General features: G+C 63.8%; 24 protein-coding genes and 2 pseudogenes. 10 read left to right on the forward strand and 16 right to left on the reverse strand.

Annotated features, from left to right (window positions below; genetic code table 11):
• Positions 1-59 precede the first annotated feature (59 nt).
• The 5 genes from ACZ5TV_RS09495 to ACZ5TV_RS09515 form a co-directional block, all read right to left on the reverse strand.
• On the reverse strand, positions 60-605 hold the full coding sequence (locus tag ACZ5TV_RS09495) for a HalOD1 output domain-containing protein (RefSeq protein WP_139175734.1): 546 nt from the start codon (positions 603-605) through the stop codon (positions 60-62).
• A gap of 451 nt (positions 606-1,056) precedes the next feature.
• Complete coding sequence (locus ACZ5TV_RS09500; protein WP_379779232.1) at positions 1,057-2,091, reverse strand: transcription initiation factor IIB; 1,035 nt, start codon at positions 2,089-2,091, stop codon at positions 1,057-1,059.
• A 446-nt stretch (positions 2,092-2,537) separates the two neighbouring features.
• Positions 2,538-2,678: a DUF7563 family protein gene (locus ACZ5TV_RS09505; RefSeq protein WP_464383759.1), complete on the reverse strand. Its 141-nt coding sequence runs from the start codon at positions 2,676-2,678 to the stop codon at positions 2,538-2,540.
• A 4-nt stretch (positions 2,679-2,682) separates the two neighbouring features.
• Positions 2,683-4,113, reverse strand: a complete 1,431-nt coding sequence (sufB, locus tag ACZ5TV_RS09510; RefSeq protein ID WP_379779234.1) for a Fe-S cluster assembly protein SufB — start codon at positions 4,111-4,113, stop codon at positions 2,683-2,685.
• 173 nt (positions 4,114-4,286) lie between these two features.
• Positions 4,287-4,583: a hypothetical protein gene (locus tag ACZ5TV_RS09515; protein ID WP_345777157.1), complete on the reverse strand. Its 297-nt coding sequence runs from the start codon at positions 4,581-4,583 to the stop codon at positions 4,287-4,289.
• Positions 4,584-4,764: 181 nt separating this feature from the next.
• Here ACZ5TV_RS09515 and ACZ5TV_RS09520 point away from each other — a divergent pair.
• Positions 4,765-5,130: pseudogene (locus tag ACZ5TV_RS09520) on the forward strand (sulfite exporter TauE/SafE family protein); the annotation flags it as partial.
• 27 nt (positions 5,131-5,157) lie between these two features.
• Here the strand turns inward: ACZ5TV_RS09520 and ACZ5TV_RS09525 are convergent.
• Positions 5,158-5,988: an IS5 family transposase gene (locus tag ACZ5TV_RS09525; RefSeq protein ID WP_379779238.1), complete on the reverse strand. Its 831-nt coding sequence runs from the start codon at positions 5,986-5,988 to the stop codon at positions 5,158-5,160.
• A 78-nt stretch (positions 5,989-6,066) separates the two neighbouring features.
• Here ACZ5TV_RS09525 and ACZ5TV_RS09530 point away from each other — a divergent pair.
• Positions 6,067-7,473: pseudogene (locus ACZ5TV_RS09530) on the forward strand (transposase); the annotation flags it as partial.
• 229 nt (positions 7,474-7,702) lie between these two features.
• Here ACZ5TV_RS09530 and ACZ5TV_RS09535 read toward each other — a convergent pair.
• Entirely contained in the window at positions 7,703-8,617 is a 915-nt protein-coding gene (locus ACZ5TV_RS09535) for a serine/threonine-protein kinase RIO2 (protein ID WP_379779242.1), read from the reverse strand.
• Positions 8,618-8,771: 154 nt separating this feature from the next.
• Between ACZ5TV_RS09535 and ACZ5TV_RS09540 the strand changes: the two genes are divergently transcribed.
• Entirely contained in the window at positions 8,772-9,611 is an 840-nt protein-coding gene (locus tag ACZ5TV_RS09540; RefSeq protein ID WP_379779244.1) for a lipoate--protein ligase family protein, read from the forward strand.
• Positions 9,612-9,685: 74 nt separating this feature from the next.
• Here ACZ5TV_RS09540 and ACZ5TV_RS09545 read toward each other — a convergent pair whose 3' ends face one another.
• Positions 9,686-10,216, reverse strand: a complete 531-nt coding sequence (locus ACZ5TV_RS09545; RefSeq protein ID WP_379779246.1) for a redoxin domain-containing protein — start codon at positions 10,214-10,216, stop codon at positions 9,686-9,688.
• Positions 10,217-10,343: 127 nt separating this feature from the next.
• Here ACZ5TV_RS09545 and ACZ5TV_RS09550 point away from each other — a divergent pair, with 127 nt between their 5' ends.
• Positions 10,344-11,174, forward strand: coding sequence for a deoxyribonuclease IV (locus tag ACZ5TV_RS09550; protein WP_379779260.1), 831 nt, complete (start codon positions 10,344-10,346; stop codon positions 11,172-11,174).
• Between the two features lie 6 nt (positions 11,175-11,180).
• Here the strand turns inward: ACZ5TV_RS09550 and ACZ5TV_RS09555 are convergent, their stop codons facing one another.
• Positions 11,181-11,627: a molybdopterin-dependent oxidoreductase gene (locus ACZ5TV_RS09555; protein WP_379779248.1), complete on the reverse strand. Its 447-nt coding sequence runs from the start codon at positions 11,625-11,627 to the stop codon at positions 11,181-11,183.
• A gap of 538 nt (positions 11,628-12,165) precedes the next feature.
• On the opposite strand from ACZ5TV_RS09555, the gene ACZ5TV_RS09560 reads away from it, so the two are divergent.
• From ACZ5TV_RS09560 to ACZ5TV_RS09570, 3 genes are all read left to right on the forward strand, one after another.
• On the forward strand, positions 12,166-12,429 hold the full coding sequence (locus tag ACZ5TV_RS09560) for a hypothetical protein (protein ID WP_379779252.1): 264 nt from the start codon (positions 12,166-12,168) through the stop codon (positions 12,427-12,429).
• A 182-nt stretch (positions 12,430-12,611) separates the two neighbouring features.
• A complete protein-coding gene (locus ACZ5TV_RS09565) occupies positions 12,612-13,070 on the forward strand; it encodes a hypothetical protein (protein ID WP_464383760.1) in 459 nt (152 codons plus the stop codon).
• A 117-nt stretch (positions 13,071-13,187) separates the two neighbouring features.
• On the forward strand, positions 13,188-14,159 hold the full coding sequence (locus tag ACZ5TV_RS09570; RefSeq protein WP_464383761.1) for a class I SAM-dependent methyltransferase: 972 nt from the start codon (positions 13,188-13,190) through the stop codon (positions 14,157-14,159).
• A 63-nt stretch (positions 14,160-14,222) separates the two neighbouring features.
• Here the strand turns inward: ACZ5TV_RS09570 and ACZ5TV_RS09575 are convergent, their stop codons facing one another.
• Together ACZ5TV_RS09575 and ACZ5TV_RS09580 are read right to left on the reverse strand one after the other, a co-directional pair.
• Positions 14,223-14,882 (reverse strand): DUF7095 family protein, encoded by a 660-nt coding sequence (locus tag ACZ5TV_RS09575; RefSeq protein WP_379783755.1) that lies wholly within the window; start codon positions 14,880-14,882, stop codon positions 14,223-14,225.
• Between the two features lie 85 nt (positions 14,883-14,967).
• Positions 14,968-15,252: a Mut7-C RNAse domain-containing protein gene (locus tag ACZ5TV_RS09580; RefSeq protein ID WP_464383762.1), complete on the reverse strand. Its 285-nt coding sequence runs from the start codon at positions 15,250-15,252 to the stop codon at positions 14,968-14,970.
• A gap of 132 nt (positions 15,253-15,384) precedes the next feature.
• Here ACZ5TV_RS09580 and tnpA point away from each other — a divergent pair, with 132 nt between their 5' ends.
• A complete protein-coding gene (tnpA, locus tag ACZ5TV_RS09585; protein WP_464383763.1) occupies positions 15,385-15,777 on the forward strand; it encodes an IS200/IS605 family transposase in 393 nt (130 codons plus the stop codon).
• Positions 15,778-15,779: 2 nt separating this feature from the next.
• Entirely contained in the window at positions 15,780-17,039 is a 1,260-nt protein-coding gene (locus ACZ5TV_RS09590; protein WP_464383764.1) for an RNA-guided endonuclease TnpB family protein, read from the forward strand.
• Here ACZ5TV_RS09590 and ACZ5TV_RS09595 read toward each other — a convergent pair.
• Together ACZ5TV_RS09595 and polX are read right to left on the reverse strand one after the other, a co-directional pair.
• Positions 16,996-17,478 carry a Mut7-C RNAse domain-containing protein gene (locus tag ACZ5TV_RS09595; protein WP_379784173.1) on the reverse strand — a complete coding sequence of 161 codons (483 nt, stop codon included), beginning with the start codon at positions 17,476-17,478 and terminating at the stop codon, positions 16,996-16,998. The two genes, ACZ5TV_RS09590 and ACZ5TV_RS09595, sit on opposite strands and share 44 nt — an antisense overlap.
• Complete coding sequence (gene polX / locus ACZ5TV_RS09600) at positions 17,479-19,239, reverse strand: DNA polymerase/3'-5' exonuclease PolX (protein WP_464383765.1); 1,761 nt, start codon at positions 19,237-19,239, stop codon at positions 17,479-17,481.
• Between the two features lie 122 nt (positions 19,240-19,361).
• Here polX and ACZ5TV_RS09605 point away from each other — a divergent pair, with 122 nt between their 5' ends.
• Complete coding sequence (locus tag ACZ5TV_RS09605) at positions 19,362-19,814, forward strand: DUF2237 family protein (protein WP_379782727.1); 453 nt, start codon at positions 19,362-19,364, stop codon at positions 19,812-19,814.
• 33 nt (positions 19,815-19,847) lie between these two features.
• Here the strand turns inward: ACZ5TV_RS09605 and ACZ5TV_RS09610 are convergent, their stop codons facing one another.
• The 3 genes from ACZ5TV_RS09610 to ACZ5TV_RS09620 all read right to left on the reverse strand — a co-directional run bounded on the left by ACZ5TV_RS09610 (position 19,848) and on the right by ACZ5TV_RS09620 (position 23,382).
• Positions 19,848-21,110: an MFS transporter gene (locus ACZ5TV_RS09610; protein ID WP_464383766.1), complete on the reverse strand. Its 1,263-nt coding sequence runs from the start codon at positions 21,108-21,110 to the stop codon at positions 19,848-19,850.
• 36 nt (positions 21,111-21,146) lie between these two features.
• Positions 21,147-22,403 carry an RNA-guided endonuclease InsQ/TnpB family protein gene (locus tag ACZ5TV_RS09615; RefSeq protein WP_379782118.1) on the reverse strand — a complete coding sequence of 419 codons (1,257 nt, stop codon included), beginning with the start codon at positions 22,401-22,403 and terminating at the stop codon, positions 21,147-21,149.
• Between the two features lie 160 nt (positions 22,404-22,563).
• Complete coding sequence (locus ACZ5TV_RS09620) at positions 22,564-23,382, reverse strand: hypothetical protein (RefSeq protein ID WP_379782120.1); 819 nt, start codon at positions 23,380-23,382, stop codon at positions 22,564-22,566.
• Positions 23,383-23,820: the final 438 nt, after the last annotated feature.

Genomic DNA, 23,820 nt, shown 5'->3' on the forward strand with positions numbered 1-23,820 from the left:
CTGTCTCTTCTCGGTTGAGATCGATGCCGAGGTTGAACAGTGCGTCATCGGTCATCTCGTCACAACTGGTCATCTGTCTGTGTTGCCAGCGGTTCAGTCGAAGACGACTGCGCGGTCAGGTCGTCAATCGATGTCTGAATGGCCCAGAGTTGCTCCACCACTGCCCAGAGCGGATCGCCGAGTTCAGTATCCGAAGTGTTGCTAGCGGCGGTCCAGACGTATTCTTCGGCCTCGGCAAACGCCGCTGCCGCCGCTTCGAGAGCCGCTTCGGTCGATTGCTGTGCGCGTGCGTCGGCTGACAGTCTATGGTGTGCTGGCCGTGTGGGGAACGCGTCTGCGTCGACGACCTCGATCCATCCGTCATGTGTCACAGTCACGAATACATCGTCGTATCGAAACGAAAGGGTCCCCTCTTCAATACGCGTTGTTGAACTATCCGGACCACCAAACAGGAGGTTGATTGTGTCGGCGTCAATATATCTGTCGAGACGCCGGAGATTTTTCGCATCTGTATTTTTAAACTCGGAGACAGCAGTGAATACAGCGTCGAGTGCTGACCGAGTAGTCGTCGGATCAAACCGAGTAACTGACGAGTCCGAGTTCATAGGTCTGTCAATATACATAAATAGTGGATCAATATATTTTCGTCTCGCGGACCACTCCGCCTCTCATGGCCTATACCGTATATGTACGTGTGCGCGACTCTCGACAGACATCCGCTGGTACACTTCATAAGACAACCGCGATTATCGAATCAGTCACAGATCGCCTGGCTTAGAGCGGAAACCCGCGTGACTCGATGGTGCCTTCGAGCCACGCGTTTTGCCTCTGACAGATTCCCCACTTCGTCGATAGCGTCAACCTAGTCTAGAGGTCGACAGGTTTCAGTCAGTCGAAGAAAAGTTATTTTCTTTGGCGGAACAGTCCGGCATCGAACAAAAGAATCGAATATTTGGGGGTAAGAGGCTGTGCTGAATCGCCATACAGCAGCAAGCTTGTATGTGGGTTAGCCAGATACGCCTCTGAGTTCGGGGGCAGCGTTGTCATTCACTGTGTCTACTCATCCTCCGTATCTGTTGCGGCCAAAATCTCAGGATACCGGTTCCGTATCGTCATCTCGCTCACGTCCGTAGCATCAGCGATATCTGTCTGTCGGAGCGACTCATCGCATCGCTTAGCGGCCGCGTACAATGCCCCAGCGGCGATGCCTACCGGATGTTTCCCGCTGTGAACGCCGTTTTCAACCGCTATTCCGGCGAGACGTCGTGCCTCTCGCTCTGTCGCGTCCGTACACTCCACGTCCGACGCGGTCCGTCCGATGAACGAACGGGGGTCTGTCGGAGCGATTTCCAACCCGAGTTCACGTGAGACGTGTCGATACGCCCGCTCGACGCGAATTTGTTCGACGCGGCTCACTGTTGAGACCTCGTCAATAGAGCGCGGGACATCATCCATGCGACTCGCCGCGTATAGCGCCGCAGTGGCGACGCTTTCAACGGCTCGACCCGTAACGAGTCCGTCCGCAAGTGCGCGACGATAGATGACGCCTGCTGTCTCTCGGGTGCTGTCGGGTACGCCAAGCGCGGAAGCCATGCGGTTGATCTCACCGAGTGCATGCATGAGATTCCTATCCGCAGATGAGCGTCGTCGGAAGCGCTCATCCCACCGTCGGAGGCGGCGGATCTGTTGTCGCTGTTCCCCTGACAGCGCGTTCCCCTTCGCATCGGTGTTTTGCCACCCAATCATCGTTGACAACCCCTTATCGTGTAAGAGGTTCGTGCTTGCTGGTCCGACGCGGGAGTCCTGATCGCCGGTGCCGTTCGGCGTGTACAGTTTGATGTTCGTATCAAGCGTCGCATCTGAAACGACGAGTCCACAGTCGTCACAGACCGCATCAACCTCATCATCGGCTCGACGAAGTCGTCCGTGACACTCCGGACATGTGGTCCGACTGTGCTGTCCGTCCCTACCCTCCTCCGAAACGGAGTGGGTAACAGACTGTCCGTCGCCGGTTTCGCTCGATGAAGGCTCATCAGTACCGTTTCTGCGGGAAACTGTGTTCAGCCACTCTTCGTTAGTGCGCTCTTTCATCACGTGGCATCACCTCTCGTGACTGGGACAGGACAGACGCGTTCTACTGTGTGTCTGGCCAGTACTGTTCATTGTGAGCTCTGAGCTGGCGCTGAGTCGCTGATCCTGATACCATGCGCGGTAACTCTCGTAGCAACGGCAGATGGAACTGACCACACAGTCTTAGTGGGCACGGTTACCTCATCGATCGCTAGACAGACGAGTTTCCCTTGTCCCCGCCGCGCCGCAATGACAAATTCAAATTGGCGTGATAGGTTGTCAGTCGCTGTCACGTGGACCGTTGAGAGCCCGTTCGCGCTCTCCCATGTTGTCGTGTCGACGACGCTGAGATCGCCTGCGGGAGTGACAGCAGTCGAGCCACAGGCTGGACAGCACCCTTCGTGTGGGGCCGTTCCGAGGTACCCGTAGTCGGTCTCACACGCAAAGCAGTGTTCCATGGTCCCTGACTAGTACCGATCCACGATCGTCTCTGCAATGTGTGACCGACCGGAACATGCCGGACAGGCGACTACGTCACCACCGTCTAACCCGAACACCGTCACGAATCGCTGTGAGACGTGTCCTCCGCAGTGTGTACACTCCGGCATCGAATTACCCCAGCGAGCCCTCCATCTCGAGTTCGACGAGCCGGTTCAGCTCGACGGCGTACTCGATGGGCAGCTCTTCGGTGATGGGCTCGATGAAGCCCGAAACGATCATCTGTTTCGCGTCGTCGTCGTCCAGCCCACGCGACTGGAGGTAGAAGATGTCCTCGTCGCCGATCTTCCCGACGGTCGCCTCGTGGGCGACATCGACCTTCGACTCGTTGATCTCCATGTACGGCATCGTATCGGAGGTCGACTCGTTGTCGAACATCAGCGCGTCGCACTCGACGGCCGTCGAGGAGTTCTCCGCGCCGTCAGCTATGTGGACGAGTCCGCGGTAGTTCGTGCGGCCGCCGTCCTTCGCGATCGATTTCGACTCGACGGTCGACTTCGTCTCCGGCGCGTTGTGGTACACCTTCGCGCCCGTGTCGATGTCCTGCCCCTCGCCCGCGAAGGCGATGGTGATGTGGTTGTCGGAGGCGCCGCGACCCTTGAGGATCGTCGAGGGGTACAGCATCGTCGCCTTCGACCCCATCGACCCCGATATCCACTCCATGCGCCCGCCCTTCTCGGCGATGGCGCGCTTCGTGTTCAGGTTGTACGTGTTCTTCGACCAGTTCTGCACCGTCGAGTACTGGACGTGGGCGTCCTCGTCGACGAACACTTCGACGCCCCCACAGTGAAGATTAAATTTCGAATACTTCGGTGCCGAGCATCCCTCGATGTAGTGGACTTCGGAGCCCTCCTCAGCGATGATGAGCGTGTGCTCGAACTGGCCCATTCCCTCGGAATTCATCCGGAAATACGCCTGAACCGGCATGTCGACGGTGGTGTTTTCGGGGACGTAGACGAATGAGCCGCCGGACCAGATCGCACCGTGAAGCGCCGCGAACTTGTTGTCGCTCGGTGGGACGCACTCCGTCATGAAGTACTCCTTGACGAGCTCCTCGTGCTCTTGGACGGCCTCGTCCATGTTACAGAAGATGACGCCCTTCTCCTCCCACCGCTCCTGCATGTTCTGGTAGACGACCTCCGATTCGTACTGCGCGCCGACGCCCGAGAGCGCGTTCTTTTCCGCCTCGGGAATGCCCAGCTTGTCGAACGTGTCCTTGATATCGTCCGGGAGCTCTGTCCAGTCATCGACGCCGGCGCGAACATCGACGTCGGGGCGGATGTACGGGACGATCTCGTCTACGTCGACCTCGCTCAGGTCCGGCTGGCCGGGCCAGTCGGTCGGCATCGGCATCTCTTGGAACTGTCTGAGCGCGCGCAACCGGCGCTCCAGCATCCACTCGGGTTCGTCTTTGTCCTCAGAGATGACGCGGACCGTCTCCTCGGTGAGCCCCTTCTCGCTTTTGAAGGCGGACTTCTCCTCTTTTTTGAACTCGAAGCGAGCCTCGGTGTTTGTCTCTTTAAGATCGTCTTGTTTTGAACTCATCAAAGTATTCTTCAGAGACTACGAATATAAGTGTGGCGCGCTAGAATATACTTTTGTAACGTATATAGGTTTCTTTAACGAAAGAGAATAACTTTATGAGGTTTAATTTGGTTATTCTAATTAATGAATTTAATAAGCGCCGAGAGGGCGATTCCGTGCAAAAAGGAACACAGTCACTCGTTAGCGAGAACGACTCGACAGCATTCAATCGCCGCTTCGATGTGGCGGTCGGCGACCACATCGTCTGTTTCGTCAGCCGACTCAAGCAGTGTGACAACCTGACGAACCCGTTTCTGTCTGGTTTGCGGGTCAAGATCGTCACTGGTAGCATCACGGGCGACGGCTTCAGCCTCTCCGAGCCATCGGTTCGTTGCTGGCGCTACTGGGCGATCTGCGGTCGCAGTTAGATGAGTCGCCAGTGCGTCGACCGCAGCCCGCGGCTCGGTTGGGATATCTATTTCGTCCGTCATCGTTGACGTATTGGCACCCACTGTGAAGAATTGTTGTCCCAAGCTACACTCCAGATGATTGAGGCGTCCCCAGCCTAGCACGACCCCTTGTTAGCCAGTGGTAACGCGTCCTCGGTATCTGTCCGGTCTCGTTCGATAGACACACCAGACGACACAAACCAATACGTAGCCGAGAACGACTGTGATCGAGTCGCTCCTCCGGATTGACGTCGTGCTCTTCGTCCTCATCGGCGTGCTGGGCGGCGCACACTGTATCGGGATGTGCGGTCCACTTGTGACGATGTACTCGAAGCAGATGACGCCGCAGCCTGACAGCGGAACGACGACAGCCAACGACGGACGTGCCGGTCATCTCACGACCTACGAGGTTCGCCAGCACTTCCTGTTCAACGTCGGGCGAGCGACGACGTACGCAATTCTTGGAACTGTCTTCGGCGCGCTCGGAAGCGTCGTCTTTGTCACCGCTGATCAACTGACACCGATGGCTGGCCTCCTGCGAGGCATTGTCGGTCTTGCGGTAGGAGGGTTCATTGTGCTGACAGGGCTGTGTTGAATCGCTGTAAGGCGAATGGATTCACTGTTTGACGAAGCGTTTGATGTTATAGACGACACACATCAGCGCGATTTCGCGGAACTCACGGAACCATGACCGCGCTCGCACGGCGAAGCCGAGCGAGCGCTTCACAGCCGAGTTCACGGTTTCAGTCATTGAGCGCTGATTGTAGCGGTTATCGTCGATTCTGGCGTTGTGCGCGTGGTCGTACGGTGCGAAGATGCGGTGCTTGATCAGCGGTCTGATCCCGAGCTCACGCAGAGCTTCGCGGAGCGATTGCTTGTCGTAGCCCTTATCGGCCGCAAGAGACCGCAGATCGCCCGCGTTCCGGCGGGCGATCTGCTCAGCGAGGTCTGCGTCACTTCCTTCTCGATTCGTTGAGCAGTGAACGTCAATGACGGCCTGCGACGCTGTATCGACGAGTTTCGTAACTTTGAGCTTTTGAACGCAGTAGCTGATTCGCTGGCAGTAGTGGCGGCTCGCTGGTGAGCGGTCGTAGAACGTGGCGTCAATCGCGGCGTGTTCAGAGAGATCGTGCAGCTGCGCCGACTGGCGCAGCAGCACTCGACAGACGCTCATACTGATCCGGTCGAACGCCTTACACAATGTGGACGGCGCGGGGAGATCGGCCGCGTTGAGGCCGATCTCCGCGGTTATTTGTGGCATCTCTTTGAGTAAGTCGATCGTCATGCGGTACGACGTATCGAGGTAAATCCGAAGACAATGGAGGGAAACGAGTGCATAGTCGGCGAATCCGCCGCCGCCTTCCGGGGCGGCGGATTCGCCTCCATCGCCAGTAACTCTTTGAGCAACCGGTACAACTTCCCCGATGAAGCGGGAGATTTGCGTCATAGACAACCGCATTCTCCCGCTTCAACTCCTTTGATTTAGCGGCCTACCTCGCTGCTGTATGGTGATTCAACACAGCCGTTCATGGAGATAACGGGTGACTCATACGCCAACTTCACTCGACGAATCACCCGACAACCGGAAGTAGCGACTATCCTCGGCTTCAGTCGAGTGCCCGACGAATCAGCATTCTCTCGTGCGTGGCGAAATCGATTCGACGACGCGACCCACGAATACATCCACGCTGCCGCCCACTTCGTTGTCAAAGAAGTCCATGATCGCAGCATCTCAGCGCCGGAGGTGCGGCCTAAGGCAGAGATCGTCGACAATGAGCAAGAAGATACAGACTCAGTAGAAGACGAATCCTTCTCACAGGAGGAGATTGTTCAGACAACGCGCCTCGCGCGTGATCACGCCTTCGGACACTTCGACTCTGATCGGGCGCCGAACGCCTCGTACGAGGACACGCAATTTTTCGAGTTACAGACATTCATGGGGATGGTTCGGTGCGGAGCCACGCAGGGAGCTACTCCCTTTCAGTACCGGCGTGGCGAGGACTACGGCCCGCATGGCGATACCCACCTTCGCACCGTCAAGCAGTTCGATCCTGACGAGCTCGTCGACGGCTTCAACGAGACAACGGATCGCTTGCTTTCCGTGATTGCTTCTGAAGCATCGTTCCGCCGGCCAGTCACTGCCGCGATCGATATCACGACCATTCCCTACTACGGGGATGTCGAAGGGATGCCGATGGTCAGTGGAACGAAGGACAGAGACGGTCGAGCGTTTAAATTTGCGACCCTCTCGATCATCGGACAGAACATCCCGCTGGTCTTAGCTGTCGAGCCGGTTCGAGAGAGTTCTGAGTGGGATGAGAACCCGTCGAATCAGATCCATCGTACTGTTCGGCGACTCGTTCGACGAGCGAAAGAGCATGTTCCAATCGAGACAGTGCTGTGTGATCGGGAGTTCGATTCGATACGGGTGTTTCAGACGCTCTCAAACCTCGATGTGAACTACCTCATTCCGAAGCGAGTCTCCAGCTCTGAACGGGATGTACTCAAACAAATGGGGGAAGACGACCAAGAGGTGGCTGTTGAGTCGGCTTCTGTCCATGTGGAATCTGGATCGCATCCAATGCGGCTCCTGTACGTGCCGTCGACGGGTGGGGAGGGGACAGCCGTCTTCGCGACGAATCTCCGAGTGGGACCCGATGAGGCCGAGGCGTTCTGTAAACGGTATAGTCGCCGGTGGCAAATCGAGAGCGAGTACAAATCGATCAAGCACGACTTTCTCGCCAAGACCTCCTCGAAAGAATACCGCGTTCGCCTGTTCTACTTCGTGTTCGCGGTACTCCTATACAATATCTGGCGGCTGACCGACTTCCTGCTGAAAGCAGGTGTCGACGGGGAGATGGACTACGCGCCTGTGATTACTGCGGGTGAGTGTGTTGAGTTCGTTGCCTCGGCGTTGATCCCGCACGACTAGTCGGCTGAGCTCTCGCTGGGTCCGCCGCTCAAGAGTGACAACCGTATCCAGCAGCGCCAAAATCCACGCAATTTCGTACGCTCGTCCGGTAGTTCGAGAGTAAGGATTCAAAATCGATCCCCGACTGCTGAGAATCACCACGACTTGATGGCGATTCGATCCAAAACTAGCCTATCCTCCGAAACTGTGGACGCAACTACGGAACTAATTTAATATTGCAGTATGTGGTTTATTTTTCGGTGAAGTCGCGAACGCTCCCGAACGAGCCGTCGGCGATAGCGGCGGCGAGCGCGTCGGTATCGACACCGCGGGGCACTTCGTGTGGGTATTTCCGCGCGAAGTATCGGTGGAGGTTCGCCACGTCCCGCGCGAGGAACTCGTCGGCGTTCGCGTGATCGACCGGGACGGCCTGGGGCCAGTCGAAGATCGTGATCCCGCTCTCGGCGACCGCCACGTTGTGTTCGGACATGTCGGCGTGGATCCACCCCCGATCGTACGTCTTCTCGAGCTCTCGGAGTATCAGATCGAGGACGGCCGCCGCCTGCGCCGGTTCGAGCGTCGAGCGGGCGAGCTCGACGCCGTCGAACTTGTCCATCACGATGGCGTGGCGGTTGTGATCGACCGGTCGCGGCACGCTCACGTCGGGATACAGCGCCTCCATCGCCTCGTACTCCCGTTCGGCCGCCTTGCGTGCGGTGTACATCCAAGAGACGTGGTTCCGGTCGGCGGTGTACTCCCGTTCGCGGTTCACCTCGCGGAAGTTGGTGTACCCCTCGCGGTGGTACTTCAACGCGAGCGGCTTGAACGACTGCGCCTCGTACACGTCCCCCTCCTTGCCGAAGCCGAGCGGGGAGCCGACACCGTCGATCGTCTCCCGCTCCGCGAACGTCCGGAGCGCGAGCGCGTCGTACCCTTCGAAGGTGAGCTGGTACCCCTCGTACTGGATCGTCTTCCGCTGGACCAGCTCGCGGTCGAGACACCGATCGAGCCGGTAGTCGACCTCCTCGGGGGTCAGGTCGGCGTAGTCGGGGAGCTTGTCCCGGCGCACCCACTCCGAGAAGCGCATCCCTTGCTCGACGCCCGAGAGCAAGTAGAAGTCCTCGGGCGCGAGCTCCGCCATATCGCCGGCGACGTTTCTGACCATACGGGCCCGTACTCCGGCGATTCGTAAAAACGGCCCGCGTCGGACTGCTCGGGCTGATAAATCACATGCAGCGATATACAATTTGAACTCGTCAGTGGGGCGGACCACCGCGAGGAACACAACCGCTTTCGGGACGCCAACCGGACTTCGGGGTATGACCGCGCCCGATGTCGACTGGCGGGTGATGCGCGAGCAGCGGCGACCGGGGCCGATGCAGATGGCGCTCGACGAGGCCGCGGCCGCGACCGCGAGCGAGACGGGGACCGCCACGGTACGGACCTATCGCTGGGACCCGAGCTGTCTCACCCTCGGCTACGGGCAGGACCCCGGCACGGTGGACTGGGACGCCTGCGACCGCGCGGGCGTGGACATCACCCGGAGACAGACCGGCGGCGGTGGGATCTACCACGACGCCTACGGCGATATCGCCTACTCGATCGCGGTCCCCACCGACGCGGTTCCGGGACGCCTCCTCGACGCCTACCACCTGTTGTGTGAGCCCGTGCTCGACGCGTTCACCCGACTCGGGATCGACGCCGACTACGTCGACGAGTCGGTCCCCGAGCTCCACCACCCGGCCTGTTACCTCCGGGAGCTCCACCCCGCACACGACGTCGTCGCCGACGGCCGAAAGATCGCTGGCAACGCGCAGTACCGCACCCGGGACGCGGTCGTCCAACACGGCTCGTTGACGTTCTCGGTCGACGCGCCGGCACACCTCGACGTTTTCGCGGACCCGCCGGTGACGGCCGAGCGGTTCCGCGAGCGGGTCGTCGGGATCGACGAGCTGGCCGATGTTGACCGCGCGGCGGCAGTCCGTACACTGGAGTCAGCGCTCGTGGACTGGATCGAGTCGGGAACCGGGTCGATCGAGACGGACGCGGCGTGGCGCGACGACGAGACGGAGTTGGCACGCAATCTCGTCGTGGGGAAGTACCGGGACGACGGCTGGGTCCGATCGCCACGAGGGAAGTCGGGGAGGGACCACGAGTGAGGTGGCTGGAGGCCGGGGACGTGAGACGTGCGTGGGGCGCGAGAGCGCGAGACACGCGAAGCCCGCCAGCCGTCTCAGAACCCGAACGTGTCCGGATCCGTCGCGTCGAGGCGCTCACGGACCGCCTCGTGGATCTCCGCCACCGGCGGGACATCGCGGGTCGGGTCGAGCCAGTGCTCGCTGAGCCAGCGGTAGCGGACGACCCCTGCCCCGTCGATCAGGAAACAGGAACGTCGTGAGCGCCGCACGAGCCCGAGCACCCGGTAGTCGACGCCGAACCCCTCGGAGATGGAGAGGTCCGTGTCGGAGAAGATGGGGAAAGTGAGACCGAGCCGAGCGATGAACCGGCGGTGGAGCCCGACCCCGGACTTGCTGACGCCGACGACCCGGACGTGGTCGCCGGAGGCGAACCAGTCGAAATCGCGGAACGAACACCACTGCTCGATGCAGTCCGGACTGAAGTCCGCCGTGTAGAAACACAACAACACCGGACCGTCCGCGAGGAGGGCTCGGAGGGCGGTCCGCGTCGCCTCCCCGCCGGGTGAGACGAGGTCCCCGGAGACGTCAGGGATCTCGTCGCCGACGCGAAGTGCGTCGTCGGTCATGGTGGCCGGACGGGACAACTGGATAAGAACCGTTCGCTTGCACCCGATCCGGGCGACACGGCGAACCGAGACCGCGTGACCCTTCCGAAGCGGCTTTTCCCCCCGACCGTCTACGGTAGGTATGAGCCTGAGAGTCGGTGCACACGTATCTATCGCCGGCGGCGTCGACAACGCCGTCGCGAACCAGATCGAGGTCGGCGGGAACTGCGGGCAGATCTTCACCCACTCCCCGCAGGTGTGGCAGGACCCGAATATCGGCGACGAGGAGGCCGAACGCTTCCGTTCGGGGACCGAACGGGACCTGGAGGGACCGTGGGTGATCCACACCTCGTACCTTGTGAACCTCTGTACGCCAAAAGAGGGACTCCGAGAGAAGTCGCTCGACTCGATGCAGAAGGAGGTCGACGCGGCGGCAACGCTCGACATCCCGTACGTGAACGTCCACCTCGGTGCACACACCGGCGCGGGTGTCGAGGGCGGCCTCGACAACGCGGCGAGCGTCATCGACGAGCTCGACGTCCCCGACGGCGTCACGATCCTGATCGAGAGCGACGCCGGCGCGGGGACGAAGCTCGGCGGCGAGTTCGAACACCTCGCCGGGATCATCGACCGCACCGAGACGCCGATCGACGTCTGTGTCGACACGGCCCACGCGTTCGCCGCTGGCTACGACCTCTCCACGCCCGAGGCGGTCGACGAGACGGTCGCGGAGTTCGACGATGTCGTCGGGTTAGAGCACCTCGAGTACATCCACCTCAATGACTCGAAACACGCCTGTGGCACCCACAAGGACGAACACGCCCACATCGGGGAGGGACACATCGGCGAGGACGGGATGGCACGGATACTCAACCATCCGGACTTACGTGACGTTCCCTTGGCGCTCGAAACGCCGACGGAAGACGGGAAGAGCTTCGCGTGGAACATCGATCGGGTCCGGGAGCTGCGGGAGAACTGAGTCGGACTACTCCTCCGCGTCGGTCGGATCGGAGCCGTCGATGGCCGTCGGCTCGGGGTCGGCATCGGGGGGTAACGCGACCGGTTCGAGCCGGTCGAGACCGCGGACCGTCTCGGTGCTGTCGAGTCCCTCGCCGACGAGTCGGGGAAGCCCCTCGTTCGGCGCGTCGAGTCGGTCGACGGCCACCACGGTGTCGAGTGCGTCCGCGAGGGCGACAGGTGCACAGTAGCCGTCGGTGGAAACCGCTCGGACGTGGGTCGTCTCCGGGGGTGCCGACCCGAGCAAGTCACGGAGGCGAACACCCCGCCACCGACCGCCGAACGTCCCATCTGACGCACACTCGAACTGACACGACACCGTCACGGTCCCGTGCTCCCGTCGAACGCGGTCGAGCCCGGTCAAGAGGTCGATAGCCCTCTCTTTCGGGTCGTTGGGGTTTTCAGGGCGGGTCACGGCGACACCTCTCGGTGCTGTCCTACTGGTCGCTCTTCCTCGGTGTTCGTCGCGAGCTGCCGAACGAACCCGTCGACATCGCGGGGGATCCGGAGCCCGGTGTCGGGCCACGATCGCGAGACTCGACGAGCCACGAGCACCCGACGACCCGCGGTCGACGACGTGGCGTTCGATAGGCAGCAGGGCGATCGGGCGACACACGGCTGGGCGGGCGATCCCGCCTGCCGCTGGGCTCCAATCATTCCCGATATTCCCGCCGTTCGCCGGTTGCCATCGGTCGGACAGCAGTCGTCTCGTTCATCGTGCTCCATCGAACGGTCTCTACTCCCGTCTCTATGTCCCTTCACCTGTTCGGACGTTTTTATGCGACAGTCGAGGCGAAAGTCCCGCCAGTCGGAACGACGTGGACATCGAGTCGGCGGAGAGACAGCACGCCGACGTGACGATGGACCGATCGACGATGGGTGTGGGACTGTGTCGCTCGACACCGGATGGGTATAAAACAGTCAATAGGTCAAGCGGCAGTCGGAGGGGTGCGGTGAGCTTCACCCCGACCATGGGACGCGACGAGGAACACGAGCGCTCGACCGAACCGGCCACCGATCACTCGGCCCTGGATCGGTCCGATCCCGCCGACGATCCCTCATCGGCCCCCGAGCCGGCCATGGACGACGCCACCGTCGAACTGATCCGCGACGCCGTCGATGTCGCCCGGGGGGACCTCTCAGACCAAACGTTCTCCGAGAAGTACGGGGTCGGGACGGACGAAGACCGGGGCGACGAGCGATGGCCGGAGGACTGATCCCCGCTCCACGTGCTTCCCGAAACACGGCGCGTTCCCGTCTCTCGGAACCGGGCATGACTGACTTCGGCGCACAGGGAAACCCACCGGATACGATCGACCGATCGCCTCCGAGCCCCGTCGAGGGCCGCCGCCGCGCGTCCGACGCGGCTTTTTATGCCTCCGGTTCACACACCCCGGATATGGCGACTTCGGAAGCCCTGCTCGTCGGCCGGGAACGCGATCTCGCCGTCAAGCTCGTCGGCGGGTTCGCCGCTCTCGTCGCGCTCGCGATGGTCGCGGCGGTCGTCGCAGACCTCGTCGACGCCCCGGTCGCGGCGGTACTCACGGAGCGAGTGGTGCCACTGCTGGTGTTTTACGCGCCCGCGCCGGTAGCGGCGCTTGGCGCGTACGCCCGGTGTGGCGGTCCGGCCTGTCTCGCAGTCGGGATCGTCCCCGCCGTCGTGTTCGCCGTCCTCGTCGCCGTCGGCACGCTCGTCGGCGTCCCCAACGTCGGCGGCGGTGACGCCCTGCTCGGGTCGTTGACGGTCGGGTTCGCCCTCGTCGGCGTGAGCGGCGCGTTCCTCGGCTACTGCGTCGGCGTCGCGGCCGCGATGGCGGCCGACCTTCTCGGGATCGGCAGCGACGACAGCGAGGCGTGAGGCGGCCGGGTCATGACTCGGTGTGCCTCTGCTGCGACTACCGTGACTCGGTGTGCCTCTGCCGTGGTTGGGCAACCGGATCCCCGTCTTTAATCCCGTCGTCCGCCAACGCCCCCCGTGAGACGTTTCTCGGCGGAGTACCTCGAGCGCACCCGCGAGGGGATGTGGGAGGGCGACCGAGCGGCGCTGGCCGACCTCGCGCTGTCGAGTCGGCGGCGCGTCCTCGATGTCGGCTGCGGCACGGGCGAGTTCACGCGCGTCCTCCGCGAGGAAACCGATCCGGAAGCGACCGTGATCGGCGTCGACGCCGACATCGACCTGTTGGGAGTGGCACGCGAACAGTCCGCCGGATCGGTTGCGGGCGAGGACAGCGAGTCGGTTGTAGGCGCGGATAGCGGGCCGGCTGCGGGCGTGGACGGCGGGTCCGGGCCCTCCGATCGATCTGCAGGGGCTGCTGGGTCCAGGGCGTCCGCGGCCCCGCCCGTCTACCTCGCCGGCGACGCCACCCGGCTCCCGGTCGCCGACGGCGGGGTCGACCTCGCGGCCTGTCAGGCGCTCCTCATCAACCTCCCCGACCCCGCCGTCGGCGTCGCGGAGCTGGCGCGGGTCTCTCGCGACCTCGTCGCCGTCGTCGAACCGGACAACGCCCAGGTGGCCGTTTCCTCGACGGTGGACCGGGAGGCCGACCTCGAACGGGAGGCGCGACGCGCGTACCTCGACGGGGTGGAGACGGACGTCGCGCTCGGCGACCGGGTGCGGACGCTGTTCGCCGACGCCGGGCTCGTCGACGTCCGGACACGGCAGTACCTCCACGAGAAACGGACGGCTCCGCCGTACGACGAGGCCGCCCTCGAGGCCGCCGCGCGGAAGGCGTCCGGGGCGGGGCTGGCCGACCACCGAACCGAGCTGCGGGCCGCGCTGTCGGCCGACGCGTACGACGACCTCCGACAGCGCTGGCGCGAGCTCGGCCGCGACGTGATCGAGGGGATGCGCGAGGGAAGCTACGAGCGGCTGGAACTCGTCCCGTTCGAGGTGACTGTCGGCCGGGTGCCGGACGGTCGATCGACCGACGGCCGAGCGACGAACTGACCGACGTCGGGCCACCGAACGCTCGATGATCGGCGTCGGTAGCGGGTCGCCCTCGGTGCGGCGTTATACCATGTCGCCGCGGACGGACGCCCCCTCCTGTGTCGCCCGCTCGGCGTTCAGCGCCGACGCGGCCGCCTCGGCGTCGGCGTCGTTCGCGCCGAGCATTCCGAACGCGTCCGACAGCGTCGGCATCGCGAAGGCGGCCTCACGGAGCTTCGTGAACGCCTCCTCATCGCGCTGCCCGTCGACCCATAGACAGACGCCTCGGGGGTCGAGCGCGTCCCCGTACGCCTCCCGTGCCAGCGCACCCTTCAGCCGCTGGGCGACGTTGTCGCCGAAGCTCGCGTTACACACCTCCAGGTGGATCGGCTCGTCGTCGGCACCCGCCCCCTCGCCGACGAGCTCGGCGGCGAGGCACTTCTCGGGGGCGGCGTACCCGTTGTCGCTCGCGCGGACCCGGTCGGGGTTCGCCCGAGCCCACGCGGCGTCGACCGTGGTACCCACGCCCTTGATCCCATACTCGGCCTCGAACTCGGCGGCCGCGTCCGCGTCGCCGCCCATGATAACGTCCTTCGTCACGTACACGTCGAGCCGCTGGATCGGGTCGAGCCCGAGGGCGACGTCGCCGAACGCCCACACCTCCCGGACCGGAACGGGCATCGGCTCCGTTTCCACGCGGTCGACGATCCCCTCCAGGCGATCGACGGCTGTCCCCAGCTCCATTGCCGGGGCATACGGTCGGGGAGCGGATACCGGTTGTGCTCCGATGAGAGGGGAAGAGACGGTGGGAACGGCGGGAGGACCCGAGTCAGAGCGCCCGAAGCCGCTCGCCGACGGACTCCCAGTGGCCGCCCTTCCAGAACCACTGGCCGCACTCGCGACACCGCCAGAACCGGTCGGGGCTCTCGGGACCGGGATCCGGCACGTAGTCGGGTCGGTCGACGCCCGGTGTCGCGTCTCCACGGCTGTGTTCGTCCCCGTTCGCGTCACCACCTCCGTCGCTGTCTCCGTTCGCGTCATCACCTCCGTCGCTGTCTCCGTTCGCGTCATCACCTCCGTCGCCGTCCCCGTTCGCGTCCCTATCTTTTTTCAAGGCGAGAATCCCGCTGTTTACGGCGGGCGTGAAGCCGACAACTCCTATACGAACCACCGTCGGTTGCAGGCCGAATACCCCACGACTGCAAACATTTATTAGAATTGGGTGTGCAGAAATCAGTACGGCCAAATGAATTACAACCTCGAAACCGGGTCGCACACGGTCTACGCACTCCAATATCACTTCGTGACCGTCACGAAGTACCGCGCAGACCTACTCACCGACGAAATCGCAGAACGGGTCGGTGAGATTGCCAGCGACATCTCAGAGGATTTCGGCGTGAACATCCAGAACGTCAACGGCGGAAGCGACCACGTTCACATCCTCTTCACGGCGAAGCCAACGACTGACCTCACCAAGTTCATCAACTCGCTCAAGGGCGTCACGTCCCGCAAAATCCGTGACGAGAACCCCGAGGTTCGGCAGGCACTCAACAAAGCGTTCTGGCAACCGGGATACTTCCTCGCCACCACCGGCCAAGTGAGCATCGACGTACTCATGAAGTACGTCGAGGGGCAGTAGCGATGTCCACGACCGTCACGAAGACGTTGCAGGCGACGTTCGCGCCCCCCACCGCGCACAAGCAGTCGAAACTCAACGACCTGCTCGACACGTACCGTGACGGTCTGCAAGAGGCGTTCGACGCCGGGGCGAGTACCATGTCGGCGGTGAGCGACATCGTGACGCCCTACGACCTGCCGTATCAGGCCAAAGCCGCGCTCTGCAACTACGTCCCGAAACTCCGCAAGACGTACAACGCGAAGGAGTTGGACGACGGCCACCCGATACGGCTCACGAACCAAGCCGCGAAGTTCGACCACTCCGACGAGCGCGACTACGCGTTCACGTGGTGGGTTCCGCGTCCCGGTCGGGGAACGAACTTCTGGATACCGCTCCAAATCAATCCTGAACAGGAAGACCTCTGGCACGACCTCGTATCGGAGGGCGCGAAGGCGGGCGAAATACGGCTTCAACAGCACCGGAAGAACTGGGTACTGCACGTCACCGTCGAGTACCCGGTTGAAGAACCAGCGACAAACGGTGACGCCACGCACATCGGTTTAGACATCGGAGAAACCGCCCTTATCACGGGCTGTGCCCTCAAGGATGGTTCTCCGACTGACCCGTTCGTGTGTAGCGGGAGCAGAGCGAAGCATCTCCGCAAAGAGATGCACACGACCCTGAAACGACTCCAAGAGCGTGACGCATCCGAGTGGCGTATCGAAGACCGTTTCTCGCACTACCAGAACGCGCTCACCGACATCGTGGAGAAAGCGTCTCGGCAAGCCGTCGAGTACGCAAAGCAGTACGAGAATCCCGTGTTGGTGATGGAGGACTTGACGTACATCCGTGAGCGTCTCGACTACGGGAAGTACATGAACCGTCGGCTTCACTCGTGGGCGTTCGCCCGACTGCAAGAGCGCATCGAGGACAAGGCGACGGAAGCAGGCATCCCGGTCGAGTACGTGAATCCGGCGTACACCTCGCAGACGTGTCACTCGTGCCACCGTATCGGTCGGCGGGACTCGCAGGCCGAGTTCCGATGTCCGAACGACGACTGCCACGTTTCGACGTTTCAGGCCGACATCAACGCTTCCGCGAATATCGCACGACGGATTGACCCGTGGGGAGAGAGCGTCCCGCTTGACAAGGCGGAACGCGATGACTCACATCGGGATGGGAGCGGTTGTGACACCGCCACGACTCACCGTGAGAAGAGCGTACCAGCGCAGATGACGCTCACGGCCTACGAAGAGCCGAAACCCTCTGCCAGCGACGACTAACTGGTATTCCCCATGCGTGGGAAGCCTCGCCGTTTACGGCGAGGAGGATGTCACCCCCGTTCCAGTCGCCGTCCTCATCCCCGGTCCCATCCACCCGTTCGACCGCTCCGTTACACGACCCGCAGCGGGTCGGCTCGGCTGCGAGCGACACCGGATATCCGGCGTCCGCGACCTCGCGGAGCTGGTCGAGGACGTCGCGCTCGGTGAGCAATACCGCGTCGGCGGCCCGGGCCGCGAGCTCGCGGTCACGGGTGATCAGGACCCGATCTTCGGCGGCCGCGAGCGACCGAAGCCGGTCGTCCGCTTCCGCCCCCCGGTCGAGCGCGTAGGCGGCGTCGTACCCACACATCCGGAGATACGTCGCGAGCGACCCGCACATGGCGTCGAGGAGAACGCGTGGCGGGTCGGCGTCGCGGTCGGTGCCCGGAGTACCCGGCATCTACCCGAGGAACTCGCGGATCGTCGAAACTGACCACGCGTTCAGCACGTCTGCGCGCTCGGCCCAGCCGCGCCGGGCGGTGTGGACCCCGTAGCGGGCGTTATCGAGCTCGCGCGGCGAGTGGGCGTCCGTGTTCACGGCGATCGTCGCGCCGGCCTCGACCGCCGCACGGACCGCCGACCCGTCGGCGTCGAGGCGGGCGGGATTGGCGTTCACCTCGATCGCCACCCCTTCGCGGGCGGCCGCCGCCGCGACGGCGTCCATGTCCGGGGCGAGTCCCGGTCGGCTGTTGATGATCCGGCCGGTCGGGTGGCCCAATACGTCGACTTCGGGGTGTTCGACCGCACGGACCAGCCGCTCCGTCGCGGCGTCGGGGCCGGCGTCCAGCGCCGAGTGCGGCGAGGCGACGACGATGTCGAGCTCGGCGAGGGCGTCGTCGTCGGTCGTGATCGCTCCCTCGGCGTCGATGTTGGCCTCGATGCCGTGGAACACCTCGATGTCGGACTCGGCGGCGACCGCGTCGCGGGCGGCCGCGACCGCCTCGACCTGCTCGGCGATCTCGGCCTCGTCGAGCCCGGTGTTGCCGAAGATCCCGGGTCCCGACGCGTGGTCGGTGACCGCGTGGAACGCGTGACCGCGCTCGGCCGCCGCCTCGATCATCTCCCGGATCGTGAACCCGCCGTCCGACCAGTCGGTATGGGTGTGGAGGTCGCCACGGAGGTCGGCCAGCTCGACGAGGTCGGGAAGGGTCCCGTCGGCCGCGGCCGCCACCTCTCCCGTGTCCTCGCGGAGCTCCGGGGGAACCGGGTCCATCCCCAGCGTCTCGTACACCCCGTCCTCGGTCTCGCCCGCGACGCGCTCGCCGACCCGTTGCCCGGCGTCCGGGTCGTCGACGTCGCTCACGTCGAACAGCCCGTACTCGTTGAGCTTCAGCCCGCGGTCGATCGCGCGGTTCCGCACCTCTACGTTGTGCGCCTTCGAGCCGGTGAAGTACTGGAGCGCCGCGCCGAACTCCGCGTCGTCGACGACCCGGAGGTCGACTCTCGTGCCGTTCGCGCGGACGCTCGCCTTCCCCGTGCCGGCCTCGATCGTCGCGTCCGCGGCCGGCCAGTCGACGAACGCGTCGAGGATCGGCTCCCGCTCGTCGCTGGCGACGAGCAGATCGATGTCGCCGATCGTGTCCTTCCAGCGACGGATCGAGCCGCACACCTCGACGCGGGAGACGGGGTCGAGCGCCGCGAGGTACGCGAGCGCGTCGTCGGCGACGGGACGGGCGTCGCCGAGCCGGGTGCGCTTCCGTGACTCCCGTGCGAACGGGATGTTCTCCAGGATCGACTCCTCCGTCTTCGCGCCGAACCCCTTCACCTCGCGGATCTCGCCGGCCTCCGCGGCCGTCTCCATCTCGTCGAGCGTCGTGATCCCCAACGTCTCGTACAGCGTCCCGACCGTCTTCGGGCCGACGCCCTCGATCGCGGTCAGCGCCTCGATATCGGCCGGCAGCTCCGCGCGCAGCGCCTCTAGCTCCTCGATCGCTCCCGTTTCGAAGTACTCGACGATCTTCGCGGCGATAGCGTCGCCGACGCGGTCGATCTCCGCGACTGCCTCCTCGCTCTCGCCCGCGAGGTTCTCGATCGGCGCGGTGTGCTCGCGGACGTTCTCGGCCGCGCGGCGGTACGCGCTCGGCTTGTACTCGACGCCCGTCGCCTCGAGTCGGTCGGCGAACTCCTCTAAAAGGGCGGCGACCTCGTCGTTCCGGCTCATAAGCGTCGTTCGCCCGGACGATCCTTATACTGTCTGCCCGTCGGCGACACCCCCAAGTCACTGCGGGCCGATCTACGGGTGTGTCTCACGATCCCTCTCACGGCGATGCCTCCCGCGACGACATCGATCGAGACGAACCCTCCGATCGAGGCGAACCCCCACACGACGACGCCGACACCTCCGTCGACCGCAACGTCCTCGGCGGCGAGCTCCGGCCCTGCAGCACCGACCCGGTGACGGGGTACCTCCGCGACGGCCACTGCCGGGATGTCGACGGCGACGTCGGCGAACACACGCTGTGTGCGGTCCTGACGGCCGAGTTCCTGACGTACAGCCGCGACCGCGGCAACGACCTGATCACGCCGCGGCCGGAGTTCGAGTTCCCCGGGCTGAACCCCGGCGACCGCTGGTGTCTCTGTGTGGGTCGCTGGCTGGAGGCGCTGGAGGCTGGCGTCGCCCCGCCGGTCGTGTTGGAGGCGACCGACGAGTCCGTGCTTCGAGCAGTCGATCCCGACGACCTCCGGGCACACGAGTTCGACCCGGAGACGTTCGAACCGGGAACGCTCGACGGGTGATCGACAGCGAGAGGGAGGTGGGTGCTCTGTCGCTCACTCGCTCAGCCACAGCGCGGCCGCGAGCACGGCCGCGGCCCCCATCGACGCGGCCAGCAGCCCGAACGCCGGTCCGAATCCGACGAGGTCGGCGCTGATACCTACGACACCCGGCGCGAGCGCCCCCGCACCCATCAGGAGGGTTCTGACCACCCCGAGTCCCCCGCCGGCGATCCGGTCCGGCAACACCTCCATCAGGTACGCGCTCCGCACCGGCTGGAAGCCGTGCGATCCCAGCCCGAACGCCGCCACCACGACACCGAACAGCAGGGTTTCGGCATCGACGCCGCCGACGGAGCCGGTGGCCCCGACCGCGACACCGGGCGCGAGCACGAGCGCGAGGAGCGCGACGGCCGCCACCCCGAGCGTCCCGACCATCACCGGGTAGCGGCCGACCCGGTCCGACAGCTCGCCCGTGACCAGCTGGACGAACGTCACCGCGAAGACGACCGAGTACAGTAGGCTCGCCGTCGCCGCCGTCAGCCCGGCCTCCCGCGAGAGGTACAACGGGAGGAACGCGATGAGCCCGTTGTGCGCGAACGAGAACCCGACCGTCACGGCGACGAAGGCGGTGAACCGCCGGTCCCGAAACAGCGCCAGATACTCCGTGACGCCGGGCTCCGACCCCCCGTCGTCGCCGTCGGCCGCCCCGTCCGGCAGCCGGGAGGGCCCCCGGACGAGGAACAGGACGGCGAGGAGGAACGCCGCGCCCGCGATCACTACGAACAGCCCGCGCCAAGACGCCCCGGGAACCCGATCGAGGAGAAACGCGAGGGAGGGGGGCGCGGAGAGGAAGACGACGACCGCCGCGGGTGCGACCACCCCGCTCAGCGCCCCGAACGTGTCGTGGACGCCGAGGGTCCGACCGGTCCGAACCGGGTAGGCGCGCGCGAGCAACCGCACCGCGACGGTCTTGTGGACGCCCGTTCCGGCACCGATCACGAGCATCGCCGCGACGAGCGCCGCGAACGGGGCGTCGACCGCGACCGCCAACGCGCCGAGTCCCGCGACGGCCGCGCCGGCGACGATCACCCGAACCGGGCCGACCCGGTCCGCGACCGCACCGCTCGGGAACTGCATCAGCGCGTACACCGTCATGAACCCAGTGAAGGCGACGCCGATCGTCGCGGTGCTCACCCCGTAAGCACCCTGCAGCGTCTCGAACAACGGCGGGAACGCGTACCGAACGAACTTCCCGAGAAACCAGATGAGGGAGACGAGGACCAACACGTCGTACTCGCCGAGCCGGCGGAGGTCCATCGGACGCCCGTACTCCGGTGAGCTGTATAAGCGTCGTCATCGACCCATGACTGAAGTCGTGGGCTTGTCCGTGGACTCCCGGTCTGACGACGAATTGTCGTAGGCGGTGTAATCGCCGTTCCCGTTTAGCGTCCCGGACCTGAGGGCGAGATGACCGTCGCCCAACCCAGAGGGACGTTTGCCCTCTGGTAAAGTTAACAGTTTGAGACCGATGTTTTTCGCTGCGTTGTAGTCGCCGTCAATCGAGTAGCCACAGTCGTTGCACTCGAACCAACCAGTCTCGCTGTCGCGGTTCGTACTTGATTGATGGCCACACTTCGAGCAGGTCTGACTCGTAAACGCAGGCGGTATCTGCTCGACACAGATGCCGTACTCGCTGGCCTTGTACGCGAGCATTTCTTGGAGTTCTCGGAACGCCCAATTGTGCATCTGACGCTTCAGTTGGTCGTTCCGATTATCCATTCGCTCACGGATGTGGGTCAAGCGTTCGACGGCGATATACGAACAGTCGTGGGCATCTGCCTCCTCCACGATGCGTCGAGAAATAGTGTGCAGGCGATTCAGCACGAAGCGGTTTTCTCGCCCCGACAGTCGCCGGAGTACCTGCTTGGCGGAGCGAGTGCCTTTGTGCTGAAGGCTTCGACGCACACGAAAGTGGTGGTTCTGTCCCCACAGTAGTTCGCCACCATCGGAGAACGACCCCGTGCTGGTCACGGCGACGTTCTTCAGGTTCAAATCCACGCCCATCACGCGGTCGCCACCGCGTTCCTCTACCTCTTTCTGGATGACGATGTGGAGGTAGAACGCACCCTCGTCTTCGCGGTAGTGGAGCGTCCCCATCCGTTTCTCGTAGTCGTCATCATCGAGGTAGGACTTCTGGTAGTCACCGAGAACGTAGTCAACGGCGACCCGACCCTTGATGGTCGAAAGAGTGGCCGACCTGTCCTTGATGGTCAACGTCCGTTTGCCGTAGACGGCAGACGGCTCGTTGAATCGGGGGAGTGGTCGGCTGTCACCCTTCTTCCAGTCTGCAACTGTCGATTTCATCGCTTCGACGGCTTTCGAGTACGCCCGGACGCAGAGGTTCGCGGGCAGGTCTGTCTCGTCTCGCAAGCCATGGTACACTTCGTCGTGTATGGTGGACTTGTTGAGAACGAGATAGCCGTCGTCATTCCTGCCGTGTTGGACGGTGTAGTTGCAGGCGTGGTTGAACTGCTCGATGGTCTGATGGAGGTCATCCTCTCGGTCTTCTGGAACCGAGAGTTTGACCGGAATAGTTCGTTTGACCTCCATCTGTAACCTCACACACGAAGCGTTATTTTATGAATTCTGCGACTGACGTTGGGGGAGTCGGGTTGCTATCGCTCGTGGTTTGTGTCGAGGAGTGTCGGATTCCTCCCACGGCTGAAGCCGTGGGCTTCCACCTTGCATCTATGTGAAGACGGCGACCGCGTCAGGTGGTCGTGTCGATGGCGGCCATCTCGTCGACCTTCAGTGCCGTCGCGACGTTGAACGCGAGAGCGATCGGTGCCGCGACGACCGCCGCGATGACCGCGGGCACGGGGCCGAGGTAGGTCAACATGCTCAATGGAACCGAACAGAGCGCCGTCACTGCCAGCAGCGCGAGGAAGAACCACACCGGCTGGTGGCGTTTGACGAGCCCGTACGCCCGCCGGGCCGCCGATCCGATCCCGCGGTCCTCCAACACCAGCACGTACACGGTCGGAAAGAACAGATACGAGAGGACGAGAAGCGCCAGCACGGCGAGCGCGAACAGCGGCGGAACGGCGACCAACGGGACGAGAGCGAGGAAGACCCCGGCGACCACGACCGCCTCCAACACGATCAGCCGGACGCCGAACCGCCGGACGTTGGTCCCGAAATCGAACCGCCCCGTCTCGATCCCCGCCGCGATGCTCCCGAAGTATCCCGCGCTCAGGAGCCCGGAGACGACGACGTACACGCCGAGGAGCGGGGGGACGAGCGCGAGCGGCCCCACCGAGTCGAGCGGGACCGAGGCCAACGTGCTCCCGTCGCCGGGCGATTCGACGATGCTCCAGAGGTCGTATCGGTACACCGGGAACGAGGCTCTGACGGAGACCAGCGTGTCGGTTCCTCCCGTCGCAGTCAGGTCATCGACGTTGAGCAGTGCGGTGACGAGCGGCACGAGTGCGAGCGGGAGGAGTCGCTCGACGTGCGTGAGGGTCCGGTCGAAGAGCAGGCCGCGAGGTCGCGAGCCGTCGCTCGACGGGTCGTCGGAGGGCTGGACCATGCGAGTGGATCGAGAGCAGGTCTGAAAAACGTTCGTGGCCCGCACCACGATCCGCCGCACGGTTCGGGGGCTGTTTAGGACGCTCCAGCTCCGTTGGAGTCCGTTTTCAGCGATAACAGAAGGTGAAAACCCGGCCAACTGAAGAGTACGTGTCGGCTGATGTCGGGAGTAAATCTCCCAGATCGATAGCGACGGGATAGTATATAAATTAACCACGAACGGCTGCGACGATCGTTTATAAAGGAGCGCGGCTGCGCGCCCCGGTTCGCGCCTTATAAAGGCGCGAACCGCCGGTGCGAGGGAGTCGCCGGCGGCCGAGCGAAGCGAGGCCGACGACGACGAGGCTGGGGAGGCGTGAGGTGCGGGGCGGTTGCGGTGCCGGGTGGGACTCAAAGGGGCAGCCGTGGGGACGGCGTAGGCGACCCAAGCACCGCAGGA

The sequence above is a fragment of the Halorubrum tibetense genome, from assembly GCF_055396225.1.